The sequence below is a fragment of the Nocardioides dongkuii genome (assembly GCF_014127485.1).
GTDB lineage: Bacteria > Actinomycetota > Actinomycetes > Propionibacteriales > Nocardioidaceae > Nocardioides > Nocardioides dongkuii.
The window spans coordinates 76,875-91,788 of the sequence record NZ_CP059903.1 but is presented as its reverse complement, the minus strand read 5'-3'; the positions used below and the strand labels follow the sequence as shown (position 1 = coordinate 91,788).

The following is a 14,914-nucleotide window of genomic DNA, read 5'->3' as shown; positions in this document are numbered from 1 at the left end:
CGATCAGGTGCGCGCGGCGTCCGGCAGCACGGCGTCGCCGACCGCGACCTCGCCCGGCTCGACCACGTCCACCACGAGCCCGGCGCACCGGTCGTTGCGCGCGGTCACCTCGTGCAGCACGGTCCGGCCGACCATCACGCAGCGCTCCATCGGCTCGCGCACGGCGAGCACCAGCCCGTCGCCGACGGTGAGCCGCCGCCCCGTCCAGTCGTCCTCCGCGAACGCCTCCAGGCCGGGGACGTCCACCACCAGGTTGGCGCGCAGCAGCGCCCCGTCGGCGCCGAGTGCCGCGAGCGTGGCGGTGGTGACCAGGTGCAGCGGCCCCTCGTCGTGGTGGGGGACGTCGCTCTCCCGCGCCACCACGACCGGCCGGCCCACGTGGTCGCTCATCGCCGCGTCGAGCGCCGGGTCGGGCGCGCGCCAGGACCGGCCGTCGGGGAAGGAGATCACCGGCCCGTCCGTCCCAGCGGCCCCGTCGTACGCCGCCGCGAGGTCGAGCAGCCCGTCCATCTTGCGGAACCGTTTCGTCGACTTGCCGCTGCCGAGCTTGCCGTCGGCGTCCCGCACCGCCCACTGTCGGTCACCGACCACGCCGCGGCCGTCGATCGCGGCGCGCTCCAGGGCCTCGCCGCGCAGCGACTTGACCGGGAACCGCAGAAGCTCGACGACCCGCATGTCTCGACGGTAGCCCCGCCACCCACGCACCCGCCGGTGGTCGAGCAGCGAGGAGCGCCCCGCCCCCGGTGGTCGAGCAGCGAGGAGCGCCCCGTCCCCCGGTGGTCGAGCAGCGAGGAGCGCCAGCGACGAGCGTTGTCGAGACCCCCGCAGCCCACCCACCACGCCGGCCTACGTCCGTCGGTGGAAGCTGATCTTGCCGTCGGGACGACAGGTGCTGGCGTACGCCGGATCGTGAGCCCGGGCGTGGTGCTTGGGACACAACAACCTGGCGTGGTCGATGTCGGTGACCCCGCCTTGGCACCAGGCCGGGTCGTGGTGGGCATGGCACATGCCCGGTGGCCAGTCGCAGCCCTCGGCGGTGCACCCACCGTCCCTGATCGCAAGCGCGATGCGTTGGGTCTTGGTGTGGAACCGGCGGGTCCGGCCCAGGTCGAGGACCTGGCTGGGTCCGCCGAGCACGGCGGGGATGATCCCGGCCTCACACGCGAGCCGGCGGGCTTGGCCGGCGCTGATGGTCGCCCCGGTGTCGAGGTGTGCGACCCCGTGTCCGCCGCGGAACGTCTCGAGGCCCATCAGGACCACGGCGGTGGCGTTGACCCCGCCGGCTTCGGGCAGCACCCCGGCCGGGATGCGTTCGATCAGCTCGCAGAACGCCTGTCCGAGGCGCTCCGGGCCGGGTCGCCGCTCCGGGAGCGACCCGTGGGCCGCGGTCTGGGCTTTCGGGGCGGCGATGGCGTGCAGGGCCTTCTTGAGCATCTGGGCCTGGGCGGTGGGGAGCTGGAACCGCCCGTAGGTGATCCCATGGCCGTCGTCGGTCATCGTCAACCGGGTGTGCGCCCGAGCGCGCTCCTCCTCGGCCTCGATCACCTTGGCCTCGTGGGCCTCGCCGATCTCGGGGGCAATCACGTCGAGGAGTCGCTTGCCGAGGCGGCGTAACGCGACGGGATCGTGGTGGGCGGCTTCGGCGAGCAGCACCTCAACGGCACGGGCGCGGGTCTCGGCCTCGATGTCGTCGGGGAGGGCGTCGACGGCGTCAGTAATCACGAGGGCCTGGTCGGGATTGACCCGTCCTTCGGAGAGCGCGACCCGGACCGGCTCAAAGGTCCCCCGGTCGAGGGATTCGGCCAGCCGCATGAACCGGTGGGTCGAAGTGCGGGACTGCCGGGTGGTGACCGCCAACCAGTTCGCCATCGAGGTGGCGCCGCTCTGGTCGGCGGTGCCGGCCTGTTGGGCGCGGACCGCGACCCGGGCCTGGAGCTCGGTGATCTCGGACTGCAACCGGTCCAGCTCCACCAACGCCTGCCCGGCTGCGGCGGCGTCCATCGAGACCAGCCACGCATCGCGCATCGCGGCGACGTTGTCAGCGGTGCGCGCGACCAGCCCGGTGACCGGGTGGACCCCTGCGACGGTGGCTGCTGACATGGCTCCATTCAAGCCGCCACCACCGACACTTCCGGGGTCTGAACGGGGTCTCCACAGGGCCCTCAGATCACGACTCGATCACGAAAACCGACACCCCTCCACAGTCACGGATCGCAGCTGTGGACACCGCCCCAGCAGCGCTTTCAGTACCGGTGGTCGAGCAGCTAGGAGCGCCAGCGACGAGCGTTGTCGAGACTGTGAGTCTTTCCTTGCAGCCCTGATCACTGATGGGCTGTGGGTACGACGGCCGCGGGCGTGACCCCTGTCGAGACTGGCCCTGCGAGTCCTTGGGGACTTAGAGGTGCCTTCCTCGGGACTTGTCCGCTCGTGGTCGTCGGCCCCGGCCCAGGTCGGAGGAGCTGGCCTGATCAGGAGCTTGACCGCCTGGCGTTAGCGGCGCCCGACGTGTCTCATCACAGTCCTGCCGATTCTCCGTCCCGGACCGGAACCACGTCCCCGTCCCGGCAAGGAGAGAACGCATGACCAGTCTGACTGACTCGATCGACCTGCGGGAGGTAGTCGACGTCGTCATCGGCGTCGACACCCACGTGCACACCCACTCGGCTGCCGTCGTCGATGCCCGTACCGGTGGAGTGCTCGGTGAGATCACCGTCGAGGCCACCTGCGAGGGCTACGCCGAGCTCATCGAGTTCACCGAGCGTCACGCCGCGCTGCGTGCCTGGGCGATCGAGGGAACCGGCAGCCACGGCGCCGGCCTGACCCGGGTCCTCAGCGAGCGCAGCGAGGTCGTCATCGAGCTCGACCGGCCCGTGCGGGCCAAGCGCCGCAACGGCGCGAAGTCCGACCCCCTCGACGCGATCCGCGCCGCCCGCGAGGCCCTAGCCCGACCCCGACTCGGCACCCCACGCACCGGTGGCGACCGCCAAGCCCTGGCCGTCCTGGTGACCGCACGACGCTCAGCGATCCAGGCAGCCGGCGATGCGCAACGGCAACTGTTCGCCCTGATCATCGCCGCCCCCGAACAGATCCGGAGCCGCTTCCGAGGCCAGCAACTGAAAACGATGATCCGCACCGCCGCCGCGATGCGCACCCACACCACCTGGGACCTCGAGACCACCACGACCGTGACCACACTGCGGACCCTGGCCCGCCGCAGCCAACACCTGCAGGCCGAGGCCGACGACTACGAGAAGACCATCACCGCCATCGTGAAGTCCTGGCGCCCAGACCTCCTCGACCAACCCGGGATCGGACCGATCACCGCCGCGATCGTGCTGTGTGCCTGGTCCCACCCCGGCCGCATCCACTCCGAAGCAGCCTTCGCGATGCTCGCCGGCGCCGCACCCATCCCCGCCAACTCCGGCCAAACCACCAACCGCTACCGCCTCAACCGCCACGGCGACCGACAACTCAACCGCGCCCTGCACACCATCGCCATCACCCGGCAACGCTGCCACCAACCCACCCGCGACTACACCGCCCGCCGTGCCACCGAAGGCAAGAACCCCCGCGAGATCCGCCGATGCCTCAAGCGCTACATCGCCCGCGACCTCTACCGACGCCTCGAGAACCCACCATCACCCCTTGACGCAACATAGGAGCGTCCCCCGCAGCGTCCCCGCCCACCTCGACCGAGGCCCTGCCTTCCCTCACCGGGTTTCGACATCGCTCAGGCGCAGAGCGCCTTCGCTGCTCAACCACCGGAGGACCGGTGGTCGAGCAGGGACGAAGTCCCGATGACGAGACCCCCGCAGCGTCCCCGCGCACCTCAATCGAGGCCCTGCCCTCCTCACCGGGTTTCGACAACACTCAGGCGCAGAGCGCCTTCACTGCTCAACCACCGGCAACCGGTGGTCGAGCAGGGACGAAGTCCCGATGTCGAGACCCCCCGCAGCCGACGTACCACCTCAACCGACGCCCTGCCTCACCTCACCGGGTTTCGACAACGCTCAGTCCCCGGCGACCGGTGGTCGAGCAGGGACGAAGTCCCGATGTCGAGACCCCCGCAGCCGACGTACAACCTCCTCGATCCAGGCCCTGCCTTCCCTCACCGGGTTTCGACAACACTCAGGCGCAGAGCGCCTTCGCTGCTCAACCACCGGCAACGCGCAGGGCGCCTTCGCTGCTCAACCACCGGGCTTCAGCGTGGGTCGACGAGCGCGTTCATCTCGAAGTGCATGGGGTCGGTGTAGTTCCAGTCGCCGCCCCAGGCGAAGCCCCACTTCTTGAACACCGCGACCACGGTGCGGTCCATCTCGCCGACGGTGCCGCGGCCGTTGCCGGGCACGTTCATGTCGAGCGCGGTGCCGAAGGAGTGGTTGGAGAGCGTGGTGGAGCCCGCGATGAACCGCGGGTAATAGCACCCGGCGTACTCCTCGGGGTTGATCTTCGCGGCCAGGCCGAGGTCGGTGATCTCCTGGAGCGCGGCGCGCAGCTGGGGGAAGATCAGCTTGTTGCAGGTGACCATGCCGAGGATCGGCACCGGCTCGGTCGAGATGTGGCTGCTCACCCACTCCGGCGCCGGCGCGATCCGCCCGCCGCCCAGCACGGTGTAGCTGAAGGTGCCGACCGCGTCGGCGGTCGCGCCGACGACGACGGCGGTCTGCTGGACGCCCGGGTCCAGGCCGTAGCGGGCGACGGCGTCGACGAACAGCAGCGTCCGGTCCTCGCCGACCGCCTTCGCCAGCGGCTTCTCGACGCTCTGCGGCGCGTAGCCGGTGGTCGCGACCACCAGCGCGTTGCCGAGGGTCATGTCGAGCTCCTCGGCCCACTTCTCGTTGACGACCGCGTCGACGGCGCCCTCGATCTGCGGGGCGAGCGCGCCGACGTGCGCCTGGGGTGCGTCCTTGTCGCTGCCGAGTCGGAGGAAGCCGTTCTTGTCGACCGGCAGCTTCTTCTCGATGCTCGGGTCGACCGCGATCTCGCCGCCCGCGACGCGCTCCCAGACCACCTGGGTGTCGGCGCTGCCGGCGTCCGCGAAGTTGCGGTACGTCGCGGGCTGGACCGCGGCGACGTTCACCAGCCGGTTCTCCAGGCTGACCTGCGCCAGCGAGATCCGCTCGGCGCTGCTGACCTTGGGCAGCGCGCGGACCGCCGCGAGCATCTCGTCGCTGATCGGCTCGGCGCCGGTGACCAGGATGTCGGCGTACGTCAGGGGCGTCTTGCGCGGGCCGGGCGGGTCGACGGCGTACTCCGCGATCGGTACGGCGGCCGGCGCACCCGAGGAGCCCTTCCCCGGATCACGCGGCGACGGCGAGGGCGACGCCGCCGCGGAGCCGCCGGCCGTGCTGGGCGACGCCTCGGTCGCGGGCTCGCCGCCCCCGGTCCCGCAGGCAGCGGCCAGCACGAGCACGCCGGTCAGCCCGGCTGCTCCCAGTGCGGGCCGCAGTCCCATGTGTTCCTCCCGGGGTCAGGGTAGATCGTCAGTCCTCGCGCAGCACCCGGTCCCGGATGGTCACCCAGGAGAGGAGACCGCCGAGCACCAGCAGGGCGGCGGAGATCATCGTCGCGGAGCGGTACGCCGCGTCGAACGCGCCCCCGTCGGCGTACTCGTCGCCGCCGAGACCCACCAGCACCGGCAGCGCCGCGACGGCGAGCAGCGTGCCGGCCCGGGCGACCGCGTTGTTGACGCCGCTGGCGATGCCGGCGTGCTCGTCGGGGGCGGCGGCGAGCACGGTCGCGGTGAGCGGCGCGACCATCAGCGCCAGGCCGAGCCCGAAGACGGTGACGCCCGGCAGCACGTCGCGCCAGTACGTCACGTCCTCGCCGACCGCGAGCAGCAGCAGGGTGCCCGCGCCCATCACCAGGGGACCGACGGTCATCGGGATCCGCGGCCCGATCCGCGCGCCGAGCTCGCCGCCCTTCGCGGCCAGGAACAGCATGCAGACCGTGATCGGCAGGCTCGCGAGGCCGGCCGCGAGCGGTCCGTAGCCGCTGACGGTCTGCAGCTGCAGGGTGAGGAAGAACAGCATCGACCCGAGCGCGCCGTACACGAGGAACGTCATCGCGTTGGCCGCGCTGAAGGTGCGGTCGCGGAAGATCCCCAGGCGCAGCATCGGCTCCGGGTCGCGGCGCTCGGCGACCAGGAACCCGACGCCGGCGACCACCGCGAGCACGCCGGCCCACGGCGCCAGCGGGCCACCCCACTGGATGAGCGCGTACGTCGTCCCGCCGAGCGCCGCGGTGGCCAGCACGGCGCCGGCGAGGTCGAAGTGCGTGGACGCGTCCGGGTCGCGGGTCTCCGGCACCGACCGCCGCGCGATCACGACGGTGAGCACCGCGAGCGGCAGGTTGATGAGGAAGATCCAGCGCCAGCTGGCGTACTCGACCAGGCCGCCCCCCAGGAGCGGGCCGATCGCGGCCGCGATGCCGCCGAGCCCCGACCACGCGCCGATCGCGGCGGCCCGGTCCTCGCGGACGAACGCGCCCTGGATCATCGCCAGGCTGCCGGGCGTGAGCAGCGCACCGCCGACGCCCTGGAGGACGCGGGCGGCGATCAGCACCTCGGGGTTGGGCGCGAGGCCGCAGAGCAGCGAGGCCAGCGCGAAGCCGACGGTGCCCCAGACGAAGACCCGCCGCCGGCCGAACCGGTCGCCGAGCGAGCCGCCGATGAGGATCAGGCTGGCGAGCGAGAGCAGGTAGCCGTTCGTGACCCACTGCAGCTCGGCCAGGCTGGCGTCGAGGTCCTCGCCGATCGTGCGCAGCGCGACGTTGACGACGGTGCCGTCGAGCATCGCCATCCCCGAGCCCAGGACGGCGGCGACGACGACGGCGCGGCCGCCCGGCGTACCCATCCGTACGGCGCCCGCGACCGCCTCCCCAGACACGTCTGGAACGGTAGCCCTCGCCCCCGCGGCGGGTCAGTCGCGCCAGAAGAGGTGGTGCACGACGCCGTGCGAGCCGGCGACCACGTCACGGTGGAAGCGGTCCAGGAGCTCCTCGGGGGACTCCCACAGCCGCGAGCCGCCTCCGAGCTCGAACGGCGCCACGGCGACGTGGAGCGTGTCGACGAGCCCCGCGTCCAGGAACTGGCGCACGGTGTCGGCACCCCCGCCGAGCCGGACGTCCTTGCCGTCAGCGGCCTCGAAGGCGCGCTCCAGCACCGTCGCGGGGTCGCCGTCGACGAAGTGGAACGTCGTGTCGGACAGCGAGAACGACGGCCGCGGGTGGTGGGTCATCACGAAGACGGGCGTGTGGAACGGCGGCTCGTCACCCCACCAGCCCCGCCACTCCTCGTCGGCCCAGGGACCGCGCTGGGGACTGAACTTGTTGCGCCCCATGATCTCGGCCCCGATGTTGCGGTGGAAGTCGCGGACCAGGTAGTCCTCGAGCCCCCGGCTCCCGCCCGGCTCGGCGCGGTTCGGCCAGCTCGCCGTGCCGAGCGCCCACCCCAGGAGCGACGGCGGGTCGACGTCGCCGAACGGGGTCTCGAGGCTCTGGCCCTCCCCCGCGGCGTACCCGTCGCTGGAGACGGCGAAGTTGTGGACCCGCAGGAGCTGCGTCATGACACGGTTGACCAGCTGTGGCCCCCGAACTCATCGCACCTACCGGCAGACCGCCCGGACCACCACCCGGGCCGCGTCGGCGACGAGGGCGTCGTCGGCTGCCGCGTCCGGCTCGCCGTGGCGGGTCATCACGGCGAGGACGAGCGGCGGCCGGCCGGGAGGGCGGACCACGGCGACGTCGTTGCGGGTGCCGTACGACGCGGTCCCGGTCTTGTCGCCCACCGTCCAGTCGTCCGGGACGACGGCGCGGACCAGCGCGTCGCCGGTGGTGTTGCGCTCCAGCAGGTCGTTGAGGAGAGCCCGGTCGGCGCGGGGCAGCCGCGGCCCGAGCGCGTACGCCGCCAGGGTCCCCGCGAGCGCTGCCGGCGTGGTCGTGTCGCGGTCGTCGCCGGGCGTGTAGTCGTTGAGGTCCGGCTCGCGCCGCTCGACGCGGGTGACGTCGTCGCCGGCGTCCTCGAGCCGCTCGTCGAGGGCGGCCGGTCCGCCGAGGACGTCGAGGAGCAGGTTGCCAGCAGCGTTGTCGCTGAGGGTGACCGCCGCGTCGAGGGCCTCGCGCACGCGGCGGTCGAGGTCGCCGGGACCCGCCTCCTCGAGCACGGCCGCGGCCGCCAGCGCCTTGATCGTCGAGGCGAACGCGAACCGCTCGTCGTCCCGGTAGCCCAGCGTCTCGCCGGTCGCGGGCACCACGACGTGCACGCCGACGCGGGCGCCGGTGCGCTCCTCGAGCGCGGCCAGGTCCGCCGCGACCTGGTCCGGGTCACCGCAGACGACCCGCGACTCGGGGTCCGTCGAGCCGGAGGCGGCGGGAGCCGGCGCAGGGCTCCGGCCCTCGGGGGCGTCAGCGTCCCGCGTCCTCACCACCACCAGGGCGACGAGCACCAGCACGAGCACCAGCGCCCCGGCGTACGCGGTCCGGGGAGCAGCTCGCATGACGCCGATGCTGCCAGCGCGCGACCGGTCAGCCGTCGGCGGCCCGCTCCACCTCGGCGATGTCGATCTTGCCCATCTTCAGCATCGCCTCCATCGCCCGGCGCGCGCGATCGGGGTCGGGGTCCTCCATCAGCTCGTTCAACCGGCGGGGCACGATCTGCCAGGACAGCCCGAACCGGTCCTTGAGCCAGCCGCACGGCCCGCCCTCGCCGCCGTCCGCGGTGAGCGTCGTCCAGAGCCGGTCGACCTCGGCCTGGTCGTCGCACTCGATGACGAACGACACCGCCTCGCTGAAGGTGAAGTCCGGGCCGCCGTTGAGCCCCTGGACCGGCTGGCCGGCGACGGTGAAGTCGACCAGCAGCACCATCCCCTCGGGCCCCGCCGGCGTCTCGACCGGGGAGCGCCACAGCTTGTCGACGTGGCTGTCGGGCAGCACCGACGCGTAGAACGTGGCCGCCTCCTGGGCGTTGCCGTCGAACCACAGGCAGGGGTAGAGCTTCGCGTCCATCGGGTCCTCCTCGGATCGGTCGTCCTGTCGTAGGACTGACCGGCCCAGGGCAGCCGATCCATCGCTGCGTGCGGTGCGGTAGACATCCGGGGCGAGGGCACCCCTGTGCCCCGGGGAGAAGGAGTGTCATGGACGCCGACGCCATCGTCGTGGGAGCCGGCCTCGCCGGTCTCGTCGCCGCCGCCGAGCTCGCGGACGCCGGCCGGCGGGTGCTGCTGCTGGACCAGGAGCCCGAGCAGTCCCTGGGCGGCCAGGCGTTCTGGTCGCTCGGTGGCCTCTTCCTCGTCGACAGCCCCGAGCAGCGCCGGATGGGCGTCAAGGACTCCCTCGACCTCGCCCGGCAGGACTGGCTCGGCTCCGCGCAGTTCGACCGCCCCGAGGACCACTGGCCGCGGCAGTGGGCGGAGGCCTACCTGCAGTTCGCCGCCGGCGAGAAGCGCTCCTGGCTGCGCGCGATGGGCCACCGGTTCTTCCCCGTCGTCGGCTGGGCCGAGCGCGGCGACGGCCGCGCCGACGGGCACGGCAACTCCGTCCCCCGCTTCCACCTGACCTGGGGCACCGGCCCCGGCGTGGTCGCGCCGTTCGAGCGACGGGTCCGCAAGCACGCCGCCGCGGGGCGGATCACCTTCAAGTTCCGGCACCGCGTCGACGCGCTGGTCACCCACGACGGCGCGGTCACCGGCGTACGCGGCGCGCTGCTCGAGGCCTCCTCGGTCGAGCGCGGCAAGGCCTCGTCGCGCGTGACGACCGGGGAGTTCGAGTACGCCGCGCAGGCGGTGCTGGTCACCTCCGGCGGCATCGGCGGCAACCACGACCTGGTGCGCCAGGCGTGGCCGGCCCGGCTCGGCGAGCCGCCGAAGCGGATGGTCGCCGGCGTACCGGCCCACGTGGACGGCCGGATGCTCAAGATCACCTCCGCGGCCGGCGGCGCGATCATCAACCCCGACCGGATGTGGCACTACACCGAGGGCCTGCGGAACTGGGACCCGATCTGGGAGAACCACGGCATCCGGATCCTGCCCGGCCCCTCGTCCCTGTGGCTCGACGCCGAGGGCAACCGGCTGCCCGCGCCGTACTTCCCCGGCTTCGACACCCTCGGCACGCTCCGCGAGATCACGAAGACGGGCTACGACTACTCGTGGTTCGTGCTCACCCAGAAGATCATCGAGAAGGAGTTCGCGCTCTCGGGCTCCGAGCAGAACCCCGACCTCACCGGCAAGGACGTCAAGCTCCTGCTCTCCCGGGTCAAGGCCGGCGCCCCCGGCCCGGTCGAGGCGTTCAAGCAGCACGGCGAGGACTTCGTCGTCGCCGACACCCTCCCCGAGCTGGTGGCGGGGATGAACAAGCTCACCGACGAGCCGCTCGTCGACGGCGAGAAGCTGCGGCGGCTGATCGAGGCGCGCGACCGCGAGCTCGACAACACCTTCACCAAGGACGCGCAGATCACCGCGATGCGTGGCGCGCGCAGCTACCGCGGCGACAAGCTGATCCGGGTGGCGACCCCGCACAAGCTGCTCGACCCGGCCGCCGGCCCGCTGATCGCCGTACGGCTCAACATCCTCACCCGCAAGACCCTCGGCGGCCTGCACACCGACCTCCACGGCCGGGTGCTCGACGGCGCGGGCGCGGCGATCCCCGGCCTGTACGCCGCGGGCGAGGTCAGCGGGTTCGGCGGCGGCGGGATGCACGGCTACAACGCGCTCGAGGGCACCTTCCTCGGCGGCTGCCTGTTCTCCGGGCGTACGGCGGGGCGCGCCGCGGCCGCTGCGGTCGGCTGATGCGGCTGAAGCTCGGCCGACCCGACCTGACGCGGTACGCCGCGCGCTTCGACGTACCCCGGGCTGCTTCTGACTTCTCCGTCACCTTCCTCGGCGTCTCCACCCTGCTGTTCCAGGACGCCGAGTCGGCTCTCGTGTCCGACGGGTTCTTCTCCCGGCCGTCGCTGCTCCGCGTCGGGCTCGGGAAGATCGCGCCCGATCTTCCCCGGATCGACGCGGCGCTGGCGCGAGCCGGTGTCTCGCAGCTGGACGCGGTGCTGCCGGTGCACACCCACTTCGACCACGCGCTGGACTCCGCCGTCGTCGCGGAGCGGACCGGCGGCGTGCTCGTGGGCGGGGAGTCCGCCGCGAACGTCGGCAGGGGTCACGGGCTCCCTGCCTCGCAGGTGCGGGTCGTCGGCTCCGGGGACTCGCTGACCTTCGGGAGCTTCGAGGTCACCTGGGTGGTCTCCGACCACTGCCCGCCGGACCGCTACCCCGGGACGATCACCGAGCCGGTGACGCCACCGACCCGCGCCGCGGCGTACCGCTGCGGCGAGGCGTGGTCGCTGATCGTCGGCCACACCAGCGGCCGGACCGCGCTCGTCCAGGGCAGCGCCGGCTTCGTGCCCGGCGCGCTGGCCGGACGCCGGGCCGACGTCGCGTACCTCGGCGTCGGCCAGCTCGGCGTCCAGGACGAGGACTACATCGCGGCGTACTGGGCCGAGACGGTGCAGGCCGTGGGTGCGCGGAGGGTCGTCCTCACGCACTGGGACGACTTCTTCCGGCCGCTCGACCAGCCGCTGCGGGCGCTGCCGTACGCCGGCGACGACCTCGACGTCACGATGCGGGCGCTCGACCGCCTCGCGATCCGGGACGGCGTCACGCTGCACTTCCCCACGGTGTGGCAGCGCGAGGACCCTTGGGCGCGTGGATGACGGCCTGATCGGGCTCCCCCGCGGGACCCTCGCGCTGCGCCCCTGGACGCCCGCCTGGGCCGAGGCGTACGCCGCGGAGCGGGCGCTCCTGCTCGCGCACCTGGCCGACTGGTTCGTGGACGTCGCGCACGTCGGCAGCACGTCGGTGCCGGGGCTGGAGGCCAAGCCGCTCATCGACCTGCAGGCCGGGCTGCGGGCCCTGGACGACGCCGCGCGGGTGATCCCGCGGCTCACCGAGCTCGGCTACACGTTCATGCCCGAGCGCGTGTACGGCGACTTCGTCTTCCTGCCCAAGGGACCCGAGGCGCTGCGCACCCACCACCTCACGCTGGTCGAGCACGGGTCGGCGGAGTGGCACGTGCGGCTGCGGTTCCGCGACGCCCTGCGGGCCAGCCCGGAGCTGCGGATCCGGTACCGGGACCTGAAGCGGCGGCTCGCGACCGAGCACGCCGGGGACCGGCCGGCGTACACGGACGGCAAGGGCGAGTTCGTCGCCGAGGTGCTCGCGCAGCACCCCTGACCGGTCAGGACAGCCGGTCCCGCAGCGCCGCGTACGACAGGACCGTCACCGTGCGTCCAGTCGAGGTCCGTGGCCTCGAACCGCAGCCCGTCCAGCGCGCCCTTCGGGACCAGGCCGCTGGCGGCGCGGGTGGTCAGGAAGTCCAGCGACGCCCGCGACCGCTGCTCCGGGATGTCGCGAGGGATCCGGCTGTCGGCCTTGGTGCGCAGCCCTCAGCGATCTCCTCGAAGATGTCCACGTCGACGATCCTGGCAGTCGGTCAGCTGCGCAGGTAGGAGGCGCCGTTCACGTCGATGATCGTGCCGGTGGAGAAGCGCGCCTCCGGGGACGCGAGCCAGAGCACCGCGGCGGCGACCTCCTCAGGGTGCGCCACCCGGCCGAACGGCGACTGGGCGCGCACGGCGTCCCCGCCGACGCCGTCGAGGACCTCGCGGGCCATCTCGGTCTCCACGAAGCCGGGCGCCACGGTGCCGACCGAGATGCCGTGCGGTGCCAGGGCCAGCGCCATCGACTGACCGAAGGCGTTCAGGCCGGCCTTGGACGCGGCGTACGCCGGGCAGTCCGGCTCGCCGCGGAACGCGCCGCGGCTCGACACGTTGACCACCGCGCCGCCGCCCGCGGCCCGCAGGTGCGGGATCGCGCAGAACGTCGCGTTGGCCGCGCCGGTGAGATTGGTGGTGATGGTCTGCGACCACACGGCCTGCCAGTCGGCGTACGACGTGGACAGCGGCGGGTGGGCGAGGAACACCCCGGCGTTGTTGACCAGCACGTCGAGCCGGCCCAGCCGCTCGGCGGCGGTGTCGACCGCGCCCCTGACCTCGTCGGGGCGGGTCAGGTCCGCCTGGACGGTGACGTGCCCGTCCCCGGGCAGGGAGGAGCGGACCGCCTCGGCCTTCTCGGCCGAGGTGCCGTAGTGGACCGCCACCCGGTCACCCCGCTCGGCGAAGGCCCGGGCGACGGCGGCGCCGATGCCGCGGGACCCGCCGGTGACGAGGACGGCTCGGCGCTGGGTGGCTGCGGGGCTCATGGCCGACATCCTGCCGCGCCGCCCCCAGTCGCCGAGCTCAGCGACGGGCCGTCAGGCTGCCGGAGCCTCCACCGGCGCCGCGTCGCGCCGTACCAGCAGCGCGACCAGCACGGCGACCGCCGAGATGACGCCGCCGTAGAACAGCGCCGCGTGCACACCCTCGGCGGTGGCCTCGACGATCGACGCGCCGGCCTCGGTCTCGCTGACCGAGCGCCGGGTCATCACGGTCACGAAGAGCGCGGTGCCGGCAGCGCCGGCCACCTGCTGCAGCGTCGAGACGGTCGCGCTGCCGTGGGAGTAGAGGTGCGGCGGCAGCGAGCCGAGCGCCGAGGTCATCAGCGGGGTGAACATCAGCGCCAAGCCGATGCTCATCAGCACGTGGATCGCGATGACGGTGCCCTGGCCGGTGCCGGTGTCGAGGGTCGACATCGACCACAGCGCCACCGAGGTGATCGCCGCGCCCGGCGCGACGAGCGGCCGGGGGCCGACCTGGTCGTAGGCGCGGCCGACCACCGGCGCCAGCACGCCCATGACGAGGCCGCCGGGCAGCAGCACCAGGCCGGTCTCGAGGGTGGTCAGGCCCAGGACGTTCTGCAGGTAGATCGGCAGCAGGATCAGGGTGCCGAACAGGGCCATCATGCTCACCGCGACCAGGGCGACCGCGACGGTGAAGGTGCGGCTGGCGAAGGTGCGCAGGTCGAGCAGCGCGCGCTCGCGCAGCGCCAGCTGGCGCCACGCGAACGCCGCGAGCGCCGCACCGCCGACGACGAGCGGGAGCCACACGGGCAGCGGAGTGTCGCCGGAGGCCGACTCACCGATGCTGCTCAGCCCGTAGATCAGGCCGCCGAAGGCGAGCGCCGAGAGGATCACGGAGAGCACGTCGATCGGTACGTCGCGCGGCTCGGTCACGTTGCGCACCCAGGCCGACCCGAGACCCAGCGAGACCAGCGCGATCGGGAGCACCAGCCAGAACATCCAGCGCCAGTCCAGCTCCGCGAGCACCAGGCCGGAGATCGTCGGGCCGATCGCGGGGGCCACCGAGATGACGATGGAGATCGTGCCCATCATCCGTCCGCGGCGCTCGGCCGGGACGATGGTCAGGATCGTGGTGATCAGCAGCGGCATCATCAGGGCGGTGCCGACCGCCTGCACGACGCGCGCAGCGACCAGGACGCCGAACGTCGGCGCCAGCGCGGCGAGCAGGGTGCCGGCGGTGAAGGAGATCATCGCCGCCATGAAGACCCGCCGCAGCGGGAAGCGGGTCAGCAGGAAGCCGGTCACCGGGATGACCACGGCCATGGTCAGCAGGAACGCGGTCGTGAGCCACTGCGCGGAGGTCGCCGGGACGTCAAACTCCAGCATCAGCTCGGGCAGCGCGACGCCCATGATCGTCTCGTTGAGGATGACCACGAACGCCGAGCCGACGAGCAGCGCGATCAGGCGGCCGGGCCGCTCCACGATCGTGGGGGTGGTCGGTTCGGCCGGGGCGGTGACGGTCACGAAGAGGTGCTCCAGTGCAGGCTGATGGGGCGCGAGGGACTGTGGCCCAACACGGGACGCGCCGACTGCATTCCGCCGCCCGGAGGTCAGCCGATTTGGCGCGGAGGCGTGCGCGACGCTGCGGGCCAGCCCCGAGCTCCGGACGCGATGTGCTGGCGCAGCACCCCTG

Annotated in this window: 13 protein-coding genes; 4 read left to right on the top strand and 9 right to left on the bottom strand. The window is 72.8% G+C overall.

The features are described 5' to 3' along the window. Positions 1-3: 3 nt before the first annotated feature. Complete coding sequence (locus tag H4O22_RS00425; RefSeq protein ID WP_182525176.1) at positions 4-675, bottom strand: MOSC domain-containing protein; 672 nt, start codon at positions 673-675, stop codon at positions 4-6. Positions 676-846: 171 nt separating this feature from the next. Next, positions 847-2,100 (bottom strand): HNH endonuclease signature motif containing protein, encoded by a 1,254-nt coding sequence (locus H4O22_RS00420; RefSeq protein WP_182525175.1) that lies wholly within the window; start codon positions 2,098-2,100, stop codon positions 847-849. Between the two features lie 479 nt (positions 2,101-2,579). Here H4O22_RS00420 and H4O22_RS00415 point away from each other — a divergent pair, with 479 nt between their 5' ends. After that, the gene (locus H4O22_RS00415) at positions 2,580-3,659 is read left to right on the top strand and encodes an IS110 family RNA-guided transposase (protein WP_182523629.1); all 1,080 of its coding nucleotides are present in this window, start codon (positions 2,580-2,582) and stop codon (positions 3,657-3,659) included. A gap of 542 nt (positions 3,660-4,201) precedes the next feature. Here H4O22_RS00415 and H4O22_RS00410 read toward each other — a convergent pair. The 5 genes from H4O22_RS00410 to H4O22_RS00390 are packed head-to-tail and all read right to left on the bottom strand — an operon-like array spanning position 4,202 to position 9,003. Further along, positions 4,202-5,455, bottom strand: a complete 1,254-nt coding sequence (locus H4O22_RS00410) for a M15 family metallopeptidase (RefSeq protein WP_182525174.1) — start codon at positions 5,453-5,455, stop codon at positions 4,202-4,204. A 28-nt stretch (positions 5,456-5,483) separates the two neighbouring features. Next, the gene (locus H4O22_RS00405) at positions 5,484-6,887 is read right to left on the bottom strand and encodes an MFS transporter (RefSeq protein WP_244963048.1); all 1,404 of its coding nucleotides are present in this window, start codon (positions 6,885-6,887) and stop codon (positions 5,484-5,486) included. A 33-nt stretch (positions 6,888-6,920) separates the two neighbouring features. After that, a complete protein-coding gene (locus H4O22_RS00400) occupies positions 6,921-7,565 on the bottom strand; it encodes a dihydrofolate reductase family protein (RefSeq protein ID WP_182525173.1) in 645 nt (214 codons plus the stop codon). A 39-nt stretch (positions 7,566-7,604) separates the two neighbouring features. Beyond that, positions 7,605-8,495 carry a serine hydrolase gene (locus H4O22_RS00395; protein WP_182525172.1) on the bottom strand — a complete coding sequence of 297 codons (891 nt, stop codon included), beginning with the start codon at positions 8,493-8,495 and terminating at the stop codon, positions 7,605-7,607. Positions 8,496-8,523: 28 nt separating this feature from the next. Next, complete coding sequence (locus H4O22_RS00390; protein ID WP_182525171.1) at positions 8,524-9,003, bottom strand: VOC family protein; 480 nt, start codon at positions 9,001-9,003, stop codon at positions 8,524-8,526. Positions 9,004-9,131: 128 nt separating this feature from the next. Between H4O22_RS00390 and H4O22_RS00385 the strand changes: the two genes are divergently transcribed. Genes H4O22_RS00385 through H4O22_RS00375 form a run of 3 tightly spaced genes read left to right on the top strand, consistent with a single transcriptional unit; the run spans position 9,132 to position 12,218 of the window. After that, positions 9,132-10,781 (top strand): FAD-binding dehydrogenase, encoded by a 1,650-nt coding sequence (locus H4O22_RS00385; RefSeq protein ID WP_182525170.1) that lies wholly within the window; start codon positions 9,132-9,134, stop codon positions 10,779-10,781. Next, entirely contained in the window at positions 10,781-11,698 is a 918-nt protein-coding gene (locus H4O22_RS00380; protein WP_182525169.1) for an MBL fold metallo-hydrolase, read from the top strand. The genes H4O22_RS00385 and H4O22_RS00380 overlap by 1 nt, the downstream gene beginning before the upstream one ends. Then, positions 11,691-12,218 (top strand): GrpB family protein, encoded by a 528-nt coding sequence (locus H4O22_RS00375; protein WP_182525168.1) that lies wholly within the window; start codon positions 11,691-11,693, stop codon positions 12,216-12,218. Before H4O22_RS00380 ends, H4O22_RS00375 begins: the two co-directional genes overlap by 8 nt. A 259-nt stretch (positions 12,219-12,477) precedes the next feature. On the opposite strand, the gene H4O22_RS00370 is transcribed toward H4O22_RS00375, so the two are convergent. Together H4O22_RS00370 and H4O22_RS00365 are read right to left on the bottom strand one after the other, a co-directional pair. Then, complete coding sequence (locus H4O22_RS00370; RefSeq protein WP_182525167.1) at positions 12,478-13,245, bottom strand: SDR family NAD(P)-dependent oxidoreductase; 768 nt, start codon at positions 13,243-13,245, stop codon at positions 12,478-12,480. A gap of 51 nt (positions 13,246-13,296) precedes the next feature. Then, entirely contained in the window at positions 13,297-14,745 is a 1,449-nt protein-coding gene (locus tag H4O22_RS00365) for an MDR family MFS transporter (protein ID WP_244963047.1), read from the bottom strand. Positions 14,746-14,914 lie beyond the last annotated feature (169 nt).

Bases quoted from the DNA above. Each gene is read 5' to 3' on its own strand.
- H4O22_RS00425 (WP_182525176.1), bottom strand. From the start codon at position 675: ATGCGGGTCGTCGAGCTTCTGCGGTTCCCGGTCAAGTCGCTGCGCGGC.
- H4O22_RS00420 (WP_182525175.1), bottom strand. From the start codon at position 2,100: ATGTCAGCAGCCACCGTCGCAGGGGTCCACCCGGTCACCGGGCTGGTC.
- H4O22_RS00415 (WP_182523629.1), top strand. From the start codon at position 2,580: ATGACCAGTCTGACTGACTCGATCGACCTGCGGGAGGTAGTCGACGTC.
- H4O22_RS00410 (WP_182525174.1), bottom strand. From the start codon at position 5,455: ATGGGACTGCGGCCCGCACTGGGAGCAGCCGGGCTGACCGGCGTGCTC.
- H4O22_RS00400 (WP_182525173.1), bottom strand. From the start codon at position 7,565: ATGACGCAGCTCCTGCGGGTCCACAACTTCGCCGTCTCCAGCGACGGG.
- H4O22_RS00395 (WP_182525172.1), bottom strand. From the start codon at position 8,495: ATGCGAGCTGCTCCCCGGACCGCGTACGCCGGGGCGCTGGTGCTCGTG.
- H4O22_RS00390 (WP_182525171.1), bottom strand. From the start codon at position 9,003: ATGGACGCGAAGCTCTACCCCTGCCTGTGGTTCGACGGCAACGCCCAG.
- H4O22_RS00385 (WP_182525170.1), top strand. From the start codon at position 9,132: ATGGACGCCGACGCCATCGTCGTGGGAGCCGGCCTCGCCGGTCTCGTC.
- H4O22_RS00380 (WP_182525169.1), top strand. From the start codon at position 10,781: ATGCGGCTGAAGCTCGGCCGACCCGACCTGACGCGGTACGCCGCGCGC.
- H4O22_RS00370 (WP_182525167.1), bottom strand. From the start codon at position 13,245: ATGAGCCCCGCAGCCACCCAGCGCCGAGCCGTCCTCGTCACCGGCGGG.